The sequence below is a fragment of the Duncaniella muricolitica genome, assembly GCF_910574735.1.
Lineage (GTDB): Bacteria > Bacteroidota > Bacteroidia > Bacteroidales > Muribaculaceae > Duncaniella > Duncaniella muricolitica.
In genome coordinates, this window is record NZ_CAJTCF010000094.1 from 1 (window position 1) to 12948 (window position 12948).

9 protein-coding genes and 1 pseudogene are annotated in these 12948 nt (G+C 55.4%); 8 read left to right on the forward strand and 2 right to left on the reverse strand.

What is annotated here, in order from left to right; genetic code table 11:
* Positions 1–413: 413 nt before the first annotated feature.
* The 6 genes from nifJ (at position 414) to QGT73_RS15410 (ending at position 8588) form a co-directional block, all read left to right on the forward strand.
* Positions 414–3905, forward strand: coding sequence for a pyruvate:ferredoxin (flavodoxin) oxidoreductase (gene nifJ, locus QGT73_RS15385; RefSeq protein ID WP_425278413.1), 3492 nt, complete (start codon positions 414–416; stop codon positions 3903–3905).
* Positions 3906–4082: 177 nt separating this feature from the next.
* The gene (locus QGT73_RS15390) at positions 4083–4688 is read left to right on the forward strand and encodes an SIS domain-containing protein (protein WP_123617666.1); all 606 of its coding nucleotides are present in this window, start codon (positions 4083–4085) and stop codon (positions 4686–4688) included.
* An 11-nt stretch (positions 4689–4699) separates the two neighbouring features.
* Entirely contained in the window at positions 4700–5554 is an 855-nt protein-coding gene (locus QGT73_RS15395; RefSeq protein WP_280123016.1) for a PfkB family carbohydrate kinase, read from the forward strand.
* Between the two features lie 22 nt (positions 5555–5576).
* Positions 5577–6596 (forward strand): tetratricopeptide repeat protein, encoded by a 1020-nt coding sequence (locus QGT73_RS15400; protein ID WP_280123017.1) that lies wholly within the window; start codon positions 5577–5579, stop codon positions 6594–6596.
* A 209-nt stretch (positions 6597–6805) separates the two neighbouring features.
* Positions 6806–7276, forward strand: a complete 471-nt coding sequence (ribH, locus tag QGT73_RS15405; RefSeq protein WP_123617647.1) for a 6,7-dimethyl-8-ribityllumazine synthase — start codon at positions 6806–6808, stop codon at positions 7274–7276.
* A gap of 34 nt (positions 7277–7310) precedes the next feature.
* Positions 7311–8588, forward strand: coding sequence for a DUF2851 family protein (locus tag QGT73_RS15410; RefSeq protein ID WP_280123018.1), 1278 nt, complete (start codon positions 7311–7313; stop codon positions 8586–8588).
* 112 nt (positions 8589–8700) lie between these two features.
* Here QGT73_RS15410 and QGT73_RS15415 read toward each other — a convergent pair whose 3' ends face one another.
* Entirely contained in the window at positions 8701–9381 is a 681-nt protein-coding gene (locus QGT73_RS15415; RefSeq protein ID WP_280123019.1) for a tetratricopeptide repeat protein, read from the reverse strand.
* Positions 9382–9585: 204 nt separating this feature from the next.
* On the opposite strand from QGT73_RS15415, the gene QGT73_RS15420 reads away from it, so the two are divergent.
* Positions 9586–10524 carry a glycosyltransferase gene (locus QGT73_RS15420; protein WP_280123020.1) on the forward strand — a complete coding sequence of 313 codons (939 nt, stop codon included), beginning with the start codon at positions 9586–9588 and terminating at the stop codon, positions 10522–10524.
* A gap of 94 nt (positions 10525–10618) precedes the next feature.
* Here QGT73_RS15420 and recA read toward each other — a convergent pair whose 3' ends face one another.
* Positions 10619–11806 carry a recombinase RecA gene (gene recA, locus QGT73_RS15425; RefSeq protein ID WP_280123021.1) on the reverse strand — a complete coding sequence of 396 codons (1188 nt, stop codon included), beginning with the start codon at positions 11804–11806 and terminating at the stop codon, positions 10619–10621.
* Between the two features lie 590 nt (positions 11807–12396).
* Between recA and QGT73_RS15430 the strand changes: the two are divergent.
* Positions 12397–12948, forward strand: a pseudogene (locus tag QGT73_RS15430) (DUF6444 domain-containing protein); the annotation flags it as partial.

The window sequence follows — 12948 nt, forward strand, 5'->3', positions numbered from 1 at the left end:
CCGATTTTCGCTGTTTTTTTAGTGTATGCCCGGTTTTCAACTTCCTGAGAATCGAATATACGAACTAATCTCGAAAAATTCCAGATTATTCTAAAATATTCAATTCTCAGAGGCTTTAATCAGAGGAGTTCTGCAACACCCTCTCTATATCTTAAATCACCTTAAATCCACACGGGGTCGGGTTAATCCCGGTTAATCACTTGGCTTTTTTTTGCAGATATAGATTATTTTCGTACCTTTGCGCGGGGTATTCCCAGCCGGAGCAGGCACGGAATCAACTCCGCGTCAACCAAATGCTAATACCTCACTGACAGTACAGAAAAACAATACATTATTTCTATAATATCACTATGAGCAAAGAAAAAAAATTCTTGACTTGTGATGGCAACCAGGCAGCCGCCCACGTGAGCTACATGTTCTCGGAAGTAGCAGCCATTTACCCCATCACCCCGTCGTCGACCATGGCTGAATACGTTGACGAATGGGCAGCAGCAGGCCGCAAAAACATCTTCGGAGAGACCGTTCTCGTGCAGGAAATGCAGAGCGAAGGTGGTGCAGCCGGTGCCGTACACGGCTCACTCCAGGCCGGTGCACTCACCACTACCTACACCGCATCGCAGGGTCTCCTCCTGATGATTCCCAATATGTACAAGATTGCCGGTGAGTTACTCCCCTGCGTGTTCCACGTATCGGCCCGTACACTCGCCAGCCACGCCCTCTCAATCTTCGGTGACCACCAGGACGTGATGTCATGCCGCCAGACAGGCTTCGCCATGCTGGCCGAAGGCTCCGTACAGGAGGTTATGGACCTCGCAGGTGTAGCCCACCTCGCCACCCTCAAGAGCCGTGTGCCCTTCCTCAACTTCTTTGACGGTTTCCGCACATCGCACGAAATCCAGAAGATCGAGGCCATGGACCAGGACGACCTCGCTCCCCTGGTGGACCAGCAGGCTCTCGCCGACTTCCGCGCACGTGCCCTCAACCCCGCCAACCCCGTAGCACGCGGTATGGCCGAGAACGGTGACGTATTCTTCCAGCACCGCGAGGCTTGCAACGAATACTACAACCGTGTCCCCGAAATCGTAGAGGACTACATGAAGGAAATCACCCGCATCACCGGTCGTGAATATCACCTCTTCAACTACTACGGAGCCGAGGACGCCGAGCGCGTAATCATCGCCATGGGTTCAGTGACCCAGGCCGCTCAGGAAGCCATCGACCACCTCGTAGCCAACGGCGAGAAGGTAGGTCTCGTGTCGGTACACCTCTACCGTCCCTTCTCGGCCAAGCACTTCCTCGCTGCAGTGCCCAAGACTGCCAAGCGCATCGCAGTGCTCGACCGCACCAAGGAGCCCGGCGCAAACGGCGAGCCCCTCTATCTCGACGTGCGTGACTGCTTCTACGGTCAGGAGAACGCTCCCCTTATCGTCGGCGGCCGCTACGGTCTCGCTTCCAAGGACACCACTCCCGCCCAGATCATCGCAGTGTTCGAGAACCTCGCTCTCCCCACTCCCAAGGATCACTTCACCCTCGGCATCATCGATGACGTTACCTTCACCTCACTTCCCCCGAAGGAAGAGATCGCACTCGGCGGCGAGAGCACTTTCGAGGCTAAGTTCTACGGTCTCGGTGCCGACGGTACTGTAGGTGCCAACAAGAACTCCGTGAAGATCATCGGTGACAACACCAACAAATATTGCCAGGCTTACTTCGCTTACGACTCCAAGAAGTCGGGCGGCTTCACCTGCTCACACCTCCGCTTCGGTGACGACCCCATCCGTTCGACCTATCTCGTGACCACCCCCAACTTCGTGGCATGTCACGTTCAGGCCTACCTCCACATGTATGACGTCACCCGCGGTCTGCGCAAGGGCGGCACATTCCTTCTCAACACCATCTGGGAAGGCGAAGAGCTGGCCAAGAACCTCCCCAACAAGCTCAAGAAATACTTTGCTGACAACGACATCAAGGTATACTATATCAACGCTACCAAGATTGCCCAGGAGATCGGTCTCGGCAACCGCACCAACACCATTCTCCAGAGCGCGTTCTTCCGCATCACCGAGGTAATCCCCGTAGACCTCGCCGTAGAGCAGATGAAGAAGTTCATCGTCAAGAGCTACGGCAAGAAGGGTCAGGACGTCGTTGACAAGAACTACGCAGCCGTTGACCGCGGCGGCGAGTACAAGCAGCTCCCCGTCGACGCTGCATGGAGCAACCTCCAGCCCGAGGCCCCCGCTGCCAACAACGATCCCGAATTTATCAACAACATCGTACGTCCCATCAACGCTCAGGACGGCGACCTCCTCAAAGTCAGCGACTTCGTAGGCCGCGAGGACGGCACCTGGGAACAGGGCACCGCAGCTTATGAGAAGCGTGGCGTTGCAGCCTTCGTGCCCGAATGGCTCGAGGAGAACTGTATCCAGTGTAACTTCTGCGCCTATGTATGTCCTCACGCCGCCATCCGTCCCTTCGTGCTCGACGCCGACGAAATGGCAGCCGCTCCCTTCGGCGAAGACGCTACAATCCCCGCCATCGGCAAGCAGTTCACCGGCATGCGCTTCCTCCAGAGCGTAGACGTGCTCGACTGTCTCGGCTGTAACAACTGTGTGGCTGTATGTCCCGGCAAGAAGGGCGTGAAGGCTCTCTCCATGAAGCCCCTCGAGACTCAGCTCGACGTTCAGAAAGAGTGGGATTACTGCGTGGCCAAGGTCGCTTCCAAGCAGCACCTCGTCGACATCAAGTCGACCGTCAAGAACTCTCAGTTCGCTACTCCGCTCTTTGAGTTCTCCGGCGCATGCTCGGGTTGCGGTGAGACTCCCTATGTCAAGCTCATCTCGCAGCTCTTCGGCGACCACGAAATCGTAGCCAACGCTACCGGTTGCTCGTCAATCTACTCCGGCTCCGTACCATCTACCCCCTACACCAAGAACGCCAAGGGCGAAGGTGTGGCATGGGCCAACTCGCTCTTCGAGGACTTCGCAGAGTTTGGTCTCGGCATGAGCATCGCACACGAGAAGCTCCAGATGCGCGTAGCCGCCTACATGCAGGCCGCTCTCGAGTGTGACAAGTGCAGCTCTGACATCAAGGCTCTCGCCCAGCAGTGGCTCGACAACCGCAACGACGTTGCCGCCACCAAGGAAGTAGCCGAGAAGATCGTACCTCTCTGCGAGGCTTGCGGATGTGACGTATGCAAGGGCATCCTCTCCGTCAAGGAGCACATCGCCAACCGTTCGCAGTGGATCATCGCCGGCGACGGTGCCGCATATGACATCGGCTTCGGCGGTCTCGACCACGTACTCGCTTCGGGCAAGAACGTCAACGTACTCGTAGTCGACACCGAGGTTTACTCCAACACCGGCGGTCAGGCCTCCAAGGCTACCCCCGTGGGCGCAATCGCCAAGTTTGCCGCTGCCGGCAAGCGTGTACGCAAGAAGGACCTCGGCCTCATCGCCTCGACCTACGGTTACGTATACGTGGCACAGATCGCCATGGGTGCCGACAACGCTCAGACCCTCAAGGCCATCCGCGAGGCTGAGGCTTATGACGGTCCCTCGATCATCATCGCCTACGCTCCCTGTATCAACCACGGCATCCGCACAGGCATGGGCCACGCTCAGGAAGAACAGAAGGCAGCCGTTGAGTGTGGCTACTGGCACCTCTGGCGTTACAACCCCGCTCTCGAGGACGAAGGCAAGAACCCCTTCACTCTCGACTCGAAGACTCCCGACTGGGATAAGTTTGAGGACTTCCTCAAGGGTGAGGTACGTTACGCATCAGTAATGAAACAGTATCCCGCCGAAGCAGCCGAGCTCTTCGCAGCAGCCAAGGCCAACGCCCAGTGGCGTTACAACAACTACCTCCGCCTCTCCAAGCAGCAGTGGGGTGTAGAGCCTGAGGCTTAATTGAAAGTTTACAAAGTATAGAGTTTAAAGTTTAGACTTATATACGACACGCCTACCGGGGCCGGGCCATATTATGGCTCGGCCCCTTTTATTGCAACCTCGCCCGCTATCCCTTGATTTGCAAAAAAAAATTACCTACTTTTGTAATCTAATCAACCAACCTCAACTATCATGACCATTCAGGAGTCGATGCACGACATATTACAGCGCGAAGCCCGGGCTCTTCTTTCCATCCCCTACACGCCCGACTATGACCGCGCCGTAGAGCTGATAATCGAACATGTACACCGCCGCGGGGGCAAACTCGTCACCGCCGGAATGGGCAAGGCCGGACAGATAGCCATGAACATCGCCACCACATTCTCCTCGACCGGCACCCCGGCTGTCAACCTCCACCCCAGCGAGGCCCAGCACGGCGACCTCGGCGTGCTCCAGCCAAACGACGTGATGCTGCTCATCTCCAACTCGGGACGCACACGCGAAGTGCTCGAACTCGTCACCCTGGCCAAGAACCTCTATCCCGGCATACCGCTCATCGGCATCACCGGCAATCCCGAGAGTGAACTAACCCGCCTCACGGACGTTACACTCTTGACAGGTGGTGCGCCCGAAGTGTGTCCGCTCGGACTGACTCCCACCACCTCGACCACAGTCATGACCGTCATCGGCGACATACTCGTGGTCAACGTCACGCGTCTCATAGACTTCACCACCGAAGAGTATGCCAAACGTCACCACGGAGGCTATCTCGGCCACAAGTCACGCAAAGAAACAGGTTTCTAAAACCACCTCATATGAACAAAGCAATCTATATCGGTGAACTGACGCTCAACGTCTCGCTCGCGCCCGACGGCAACGCCACCACACGCGTAGGCGACCGCGCCGTGGCCGCCGCAATGCTTGATGCCCGGATGGGTATCGACACCATGTTTGTAGGCGAAGCCTCGGCCGACACTGTGGGCGACCATATAGTCAACACCCTCGGCCGCTCACACGTCGACACCTCGGCGATCGACCGTTTCACCGAAGGGGCGAGCCCCGTCAGGATTGCATCCGCGACAAGCCCGTATGACGACAGCCGAGCCGTGCTCCACGCCGCCTATCCCGGCGAGCCGGTCAATCCCGTGTGGCCCCGTGTCAACGAGGGCGACGTCATGGTCTACGGCTCCTACATGGCCATCGACAAGCGCAACCACAAGTCGGTCATGGAACTGGTGAGCCACGCCCGCGCCCGCAAGGCCGAGACTGTCTATCTCCCCTACTTTGACCTCAACCTCGTGCCGCGCATCACACGCGTCATGCCCGAAGTGTGGGAGTGTCTTGAGCAGGCATCACTCATCATAGCCTCCGTCGACGACATCGCGGCCCTCTTCCCGGGCGAGACTCCGGCCGATGCATTCCGCGCCCACATGCTGTTTTACTGCCGCCGCTGTCTCGTACTCGACTATGCGGCGATGGGCATGCAGTTTTTTGACGGCGACTCGTCATGGACACTCAAGTGTCACCCCACGGCCGACGACCGTTTCCACTGGACTTCCGCAGCCATAGCCGGAGCCGTGCGCGCCCTCACCGAAGGCGTCACCGACCCCGACGACATCATGGCCAAGGCCAACGAGACAGCCCACTCGATACTCTCGGAAAAAATTTAATCCCCCCAAAAAATCACTCCCGATGAAGCCCCTCTCAATCGAATCAGTATTCCTGCCCCCCACGGCCGACATTGCCCCGCTGCAAAAGCGCGTCAAGCGCAGCCGCGGAGCCGCCGACACGCTCGCGGCTTTACAGGAAGCCGACTTCAACACCGCATATGACTACCTGCGCATCTACGGTGCCGAGATGGTGGCCCACGGCGAGACCGATAAAGCAGTCGAGACACTCACCGCCATAACCGACTGCATCACCGCACTCCCCTCGCCCGCCGAAGGCCTTACACTCGACCTTCACGCTGCAATCATGCAGATACTCACAGCCCTCTACATCGAGATGGCCGACATGGACCACGCTGCCGTCTCGGCAGCCGGTGCGCTCAACCTGCTCGCACAGCAGCCCCGCCGCAAAGACCAGGCCTATCTCCAGGTGCTCGGATGTCTGCTCTACGACATAGCCTTTCTCCACAGCGAACGACGTGAGTACAAACAGGCCGAGCGCGAGATGGAAAAGTCAATCAAGATTTTCGAACGTCTGGCCAAGACCGACCCCGACCGCTATGCACCGGCCCACATGATGTCGCTCAACGGCGCAACCTCAGTCTACCGCAACCGTGTGAAGCAGGCCGAGCTCCTCGCCCACTATCAGGCCGCGACTTCGGCCTATCTCCAGATGGTCAACGCCGGAGTGGAGGATGCGGCGACACGTCTGGTCGACTCTCTCACCGACGAGGGCGACACGCTCGCACGCATGGGCCGTCACCGTGAGGCTCTGCAATATTATTCGCGCGCGCTGAAATATCTCACACGTCTCGAGCCGGAATTCACGCTCCGCCAGCTCTGCCTCTCCATATCGCTGGGCGAGTCAATGCTCCATGTCAACGCCATGCGCGACAAGGGCGTGCACCTGCTCAACACTATGCTCCACAAGGCCACCAAAATCAATGCTCTCGAGGAGCACCGCCGCATAGTCGACTCGCTCTACCGGGCCAAAAGCCGCTCGCTCGACATCCTCAGCCTCTGGCACAAAATTTTCCCAAGATAGTTGCCCTACGGGCAAAGGGGGCTTGGCCTGCGGCCAAAGGTTATGAGGTTATAAGGTTATGGGTTAACAGCCTTGAGCCTTTTGATTCTCTGACCGTTTTTCCTCTCCGGCCTTTTACCTCTCCGGCCCATTAGCCCCATTAGCCCCACCCAAATTAACCTTATAACCTCATAACCTTATAACCTTTGCCCGAAGGGCAAGTAAAGAATATGTCTACATTCTCACCCACCACCGCACTTCCCAAGCTTGAAGAAGCCCGTATAGCCATTGTAGCCGCCGAATGGAACAGCCACATCACAGGACCGCTGGCCGAAGGCGCAGTCGAAACACTTAAAAACAACGGATTCCGACGCGAAGATGTCGACGTATTCACCGTGCCGGGAGCCGTCGAGCTCACCTTTGCAGCCTCAAAACTCATCGAAAACGGCGACTATGACGCCATCATCGTGATAGGATGCGTAATCAAGGGCGACACCCCGCACTTTGACTACGTATGCTCAAGCGTGACACAAGGCGTGACACATCTCAACGCCGAGTGTGACATCCCCGTGATATTCGGAGTGCTCACAGTGCTCGAAGAGCAGCAGGCCCTCGACCGTGCCGGCGGACGCCTCGGCAACAAAGGCTCAGAAGCCGCCGAGACTGCAATCAAGATGATTGACTTCAACCGCAAAGTGTAAAAAAAATTTATCCACCCAATCTCCCCTCACCGACATGGAGCGTCTAATGCACTATGTGTGGCAATATCGTCTTATCACTCATGACGATATGGTCACCGTGGACGGACGACGGGTCACCGTCATCGACCCCGGCCGACACAACACCGATGCCGGCCCCGACTTCTTCAACGCGAAAGTCAGGATAGGCGATGACCTGTGGGCCGGCGACGTGGAGATGCATGTGCGCGCCAGCGACTGGCACCGCCACGGCCACCATAATGATCCGGCCTATGACTCGGTGGTGCTCCATGTGGTCGACAGCGACGATTCACCCGTCGCGCGCCGCAACGGCGAGACGATACCGCAGATGACCATGCACTGCTCGCCACAGTTTCACGAGCGTTACAGCATGCTTGTCGGCCGCTCCGACATAGACCTGCCATGCGCCGGGGAGCTGTCAGAGATAGCCCCGCTCCACATCAACGGATGGCTCACGGCTCTCGCCTATGAGCGCGTCTATGCCAAGGCCGACGCTTTCACCGAAATACTCGACTCGCTGTCGGGCGACTGGGAACAGGCCACCTACATCATATTGGCCCGCGCACTGGGATTCAGCGTCAACTCCGAACCCATGCAACGGCTCGCGCGCTCGATGCCGCTGCCGTTTCTGCGCAAACACAGCGACTCGCTCACTGCCGTCGAGGCTCTGCTCTTCGGCCAGGCTTCGCTCATCCCGCATGGTCATCCCGACTCCTACACCGAGCGTCTGGCGCGGGAGTATGAGTTTCTCGCACATAAATTCTCGCTGCGACCGTTACAGTCGGCCGGCTGGAAGATGGGACGCACGCGCCCTCAGAATCTTCCCCACCGGCGCATAGCCACACTGGCCGCTTTTATCGCCAACGACTTCCGCATCGTCAGCCGCATACTCAAGGCCAAGGAGCCCGAGGAGGTTATCGAACTGCTCCGCACACCTCTCACGGGCTATTGGGCGCAGCGTTTCACCTTTGGCGCGCCGGGCGAACGCTCGTCGGCCGCCATGAGCCGCTCTTCGGCCATAGTGCTGGTGATAAATGTGGCCATACCGCTGCTCGTAGCCTATGGCACCAGACATGGCGACGAGGCTATGACACAGAGGGCTTTTGAATGGCTCGCGCTGCTGCCGTCGGAGTCCAACCGCATAGTGAGTCTGTTTGCTGCGGCGGGCATAGCGTCGCGCGACGCCTTTACGTCACAGGCTCTCATACAACTGCGCCGCCGCTATTGCGAGACCCACAGTTGTCTCTACTGCCGCATAGGCCACCGGCTCCTCTCCATCCGTGCCAGACGATAGGAAATCCTGAAGAGAGGATACCGAAAAAATACAGAGTCCAGGACGCGGTGTCGCGTCCTGGACTCTGTATTTTTTCGGTATCTCTTTACCCGTCAGTCGGGTAATTCACATCTTAGTTGGCCATGGCTTTGGCACGCTCGAGATATTTCTCGATGTCGATGCCCATCTGCATGCCGTAGTTGGGATATTCCTTGAGGATTTCCTCATAGACCTTGATTTCGGCATTGTAGTCTTTCATCTCGTGGAGCACTGTAGCTTCCTTGAGCATGAAAGCTGGTGTGTAGGCGGGATTGTCGTCAGAGAGGCTTACGGCCTTCTTGAAGCAGTCGAGAGCATGAGAGTAGTCTTCGAGATTGACGTAGCAGTCACCCTCAAGGCTCTTGGCTCCGGCACCGATTATCGACTCATTGGCCGAGTAGCCGGAGAGATAGCTGATGGCTTCCTGATATTTGCCGTTCTTGTAGAGAAGGATTGCGGCGTTGAGACCTGCGAGGTCGCCTGCGTCATAACCGTGGTCGGCTGCCACCTGCTGATACTTTGCGAGAGCGATGCTGTCGTTGCCCATGAGCAGCTCCATGTCGGCCTGGCCGAGAGCCTCGTTGGCGGCCTTGATGCCCGGCTGACGTATGCCGTAGACATATACGAGTACGGCTGTCACTACTACTGCGACAGCTACGCAAGCATACATCAGTGCCTTGGAATTGTTCTGCACCTTTTCACCGAGGCCGGTGAGGGTGTCGTTGACCTCGTCGATCGAGGTACGTGTTTCTTCTTCGTGAATCTTATTTGCCATTGTGTTCTTAATTTTTTCTTCGGTGGTAAAATGGGAGCGGCGCGGACAGATGGCCATTCCAAAGTGCAAATTTAGTACTAATTCCGCTAACCATAAAATTTTAGGCCCACAATTTTGTGGCTCACGCATAAAGTTGTTATCTTTGCCACACCCCCAATCAGACATGACATATCGTCCAACCTTCCATAATGACATATTAACCTAATGACCAATCTTATCAGCAACTTCAAGAAGCTGTTGCTCTCCTTGGCCACCGACGTCGGACTTCGTCGCGAGAGCCTCAAGCTGAATACACGCATCCGCGAGCATCTGCTTGATCAGAATATCGTGATGTGTCGCGAGCCGGGCACGACTACCGACCGCCACCTGCCTGACTGCGAAGTGATAGTATCGCTCACCACATTCGGCCCTCGTCTGCGCGACGCGGCCCGCTCCATCGAGAGCATCATGGAGCAGACCCTGCTGCCCAACCGTATCATACTGTGGCTCGGACGCGAACTTGAGACTACTCCCCAACTCATTCCCGCCTCACTGCGACGCCTGCAACGTCGCGGACTGGAGATACGCTTCACCGATGACTGCGGACCGGCTACCAAACTCCTGCCGGCTCTGGAGGCTTTTCCCGACGATGTGATAATCACCGTTGACGACGACATGCTTTATGACATCGACATGATAGACCGTCTGGTCACCGCCCATCGCCGTTTTCCCAAGGCCGTGTGTGCAGGCCGCATCGACCGCATCATTGCCGACGGCGACGGTCTGAGGCTCGTATATGACCAGGCCGATGACCTATATCTGACCGAGGAGCCGCTCATGCAACCGATGGCTATGGGTGTAGGCGGAGTGCTCTACCCGCCCAGATGTATGCATCCCGATGTGGCGGACCGACAGCTTATGAGCCGCCTCGCGCCCAAGGCCGACGACCTGTGGTTTAAGGTCATGGAAGTGCTGGCCGGCACCCCGGTCTATCCTGTCAATGAGACCAATCCCTCCGACGACCGTCTGCTGAGGTCGTTTCACTATCGTCAGTCGCTGGCCCTGCATACCTACAATGTCATAGCCGGACAGGATAACGTACAGCTCGCCGCACTCGTCAAGCATTATCCTCAGATAGTCAACTCTCTACAGTTAAAAAAGTAATAAGTTAAAAAAGTCAAGATAATAGTGTGGAGGACAATATCACCTCAACTATTATCTTGACTTTTTTAACTTATTACTTCTTCAACTATAAGAATTACAGATCCTCTTCGATTGAGAAGTCATCGGGGAGGGTGTCGAGGTCCAGCTCGGCCTGTGAGCCTTCGGGCTCGGTCGAGGCGGGAGCATTGGATTCCTTGTTGCTGTCGGCCTCCTTCTTGTCAGCCTTGCCTTTCTTGCCGGGGGCAGTGGCGCGGAGTGCCTCCATGATTTTTTCTTCGAGTTCGGCAGCCAGTTCGGGGTTGTCCTGAAGCATGCGCTTGGCCTGGTCGCGACCCTGTGCAATCTTTGAGCCGTTGTAGCTGAACCATGAGCCGCTCTTCTGAATGATACCGTGCTCTACGCCCAGGTCAATGATTTCGCCGCTACGCGAGATGCCTTCGCCAAACATGACGTCAAACTCGGCACGCTTGAAGGGGGGAGCCACCTTGTTTTTCACCACCTTTACCTTGGTGAGTCGGCCGAGCACGTCATCGCCGTCCTTGATGGATGTGGAGGGGCGTATGTCAATACGCACGGATGCATAAAACTTGAGCGCGTTACCGCCAGTCGTAGTCTCGGAGGGGCCGAACATCACACCGATTTTCTCACGCAACTGGTTGATGAAAATGCAGCATGTGTTGGTGCGCGAGATGGTGGCAGTGAGCTTACGCATGGCCTGTGACATGAGTCGGGCCTGAACACCCACGTTCTTGTCGCCCATGTCACCGTCAATCTCGCTCTTGGGGGTAAGTGCTGCCACCGAGTCGACCACAAGGATGTCGATGGCCGACGAGCGTATGAGCTGCTCGGCAATCTCGAGGGCCTGCTCACCGTTGTCGGGCTGCGAGATGAGAAGGTTGTTGACGTCAACACCAAGTTTCTCGGCATAGAAGCGGTCAAAGGCATGCTCGGCGTCGATGATGGCAGCGATGCCGCCGTTTTTCTGCGCCTCGGCTATGGCATGGATGGCGAGAGTGGTCTTACCTGACGATTCGGGACCGTAAATCTCGATGATGCGTCCGCGCGGATAACCGCCCACACCGAGCGCGTAGTTGAGACCGATAGAGCCGGAAGGTATCACGTCGACATCCTCGATCTGCTCGTCACCGAGTTTCATGATGGCACCGCGGCCAAAGTTTTTCTCGATATTGCCCATGGCCTGAGCCAAGGCACTGAGTTTGGCCTTGGCGGGGTCGGAGTCTTTCTCACGCGCGCCTTTGGCGGAAGTTTCTTTTTTTGCCATAATATATATTGTTTTTTATTTGATTCCTGTCATTGGGTAATGCAAAGATAATGCATCGGGCGGGCAATATGTTTGCCCGGGTGACTAAAATAACGTTAACGCCACTCCGTGACCCTTGGCCGAGGCATAGCCAAATGCAAAGATAAATATTTTTTTGAAATTTTTTCGCGCGGCCATGAACTATTTCAGATGACCCACGTTTTAATAATACATAGCAAAATTACTTTTTCCATTGCAAGAAATGTGATAATGATTGGTTTATTATCTAAGCGGGAAGACGATGTGATATCATCTTCCCGTTTGGTTTATGTCTAATTGGTCATATTTAGCTTACTCAACGGCCCAAAATAGACAAATAAGTATCATGTTTTGCTAAAATAATACCACACTATTGTCTATTTGTAAGAATTTTGAATAATATTAACTTATTTTAAACAAATATTTATTCATAAGTAACTATTCAGCGGACACGCTAAGGCGATAATGTGGAATAGACATCACCATTATAAGTAAATTCAACCTGCTGATTTTATAGTAATTAGCTGCAATTTTATTTGGTAAAGTCAAATAAGTTTTGTATCTTTGTATCTGTGAAACAGCCGGTTAATGACATAACAGAAGTGCTGCGCGGATTATCCGCCCAGATTGAGTCGATGCAGAAAACCATCGACTCTCAGCATGCGACAATATGTCAGATTAACCGGAACGGACAGGCTCAACTCAGGAAAATTCAATCTCTTGAGCGGATGCTCAAAAAGAAGGATAAAGAACTTGAGGAACTTCGCAAACGCCTTTCAAAATATGAGGAGCCCCCGAAGAACTCCGGCAACAGCAGCACACCTCCGTCAAAAGAGCAGATGAGAGACGAGATTGTCCGTCGTACAAAGTCCCTGTGTAAACCGTCAGGCAGGAAACCCGGAGGTCAGCCAGGCCATGAAGGAAACACCCTCGAATTGAACGACTCTGTCGACAATATAGTGGATGAGAAACCCGGCATGTGTGATGAATGCGGAGATTCACTGGATGGATGTGATACCGAACTGGATTACATCACACAGATAATCTCGTTGCCTGAACTAAAGCCATTGATAACGGAGGTCAGACATTACGTCACGATATGCCGTACTTGTGGCAAGCGTGTA

Coding starts and splice junctions, on each gene's coding strand:
- QGT73_RS15415 (WP_280123019.1), bottom strand. CDS start 9,381: ATGGCAAATAAGATTCACGAAGAAGAAACACGTACCTCGATCGACGAG.
- ribH (WP_123617647.1), top strand. CDS start 6,806: ATGTCTACATTCTCACCCACCACCGCACTTCCCAAGCTTGAAGAAGCC.
- QGT73_RS15420 (WP_280123020.1), top strand. CDS start 9,586: ATGACCAATCTTATCAGCAACTTCAAGAAGCTGTTGCTCTCCTTGGCC.
- QGT73_RS15400 (WP_280123017.1), top strand. CDS start 5,577: ATGAAGCCCCTCTCAATCGAATCAGTATTCCTGCCCCCCACGGCCGAC.
- QGT73_RS15395 (WP_280123016.1), top strand. CDS start 4,700: ATGAACAAAGCAATCTATATCGGTGAACTGACGCTCAACGTCTCGCTC.
- recA (WP_280123021.1), bottom strand. CDS start 11,806: ATGGCAAAAAAAGAAACTTCCGCCAAAGGCGCGCGTGAGAAAGACTCC.
- QGT73_RS15410 (WP_280123018.1), top strand. CDS start 7,311: ATGGAGCGTCTAATGCACTATGTGTGGCAATATCGTCTTATCACTCAT.
- nifJ (WP_425278413.1), top strand. CDS start 414: ATGTTCTCGGAAGTAGCAGCCATTTACCCCATCACCCCGTCGTCGACC.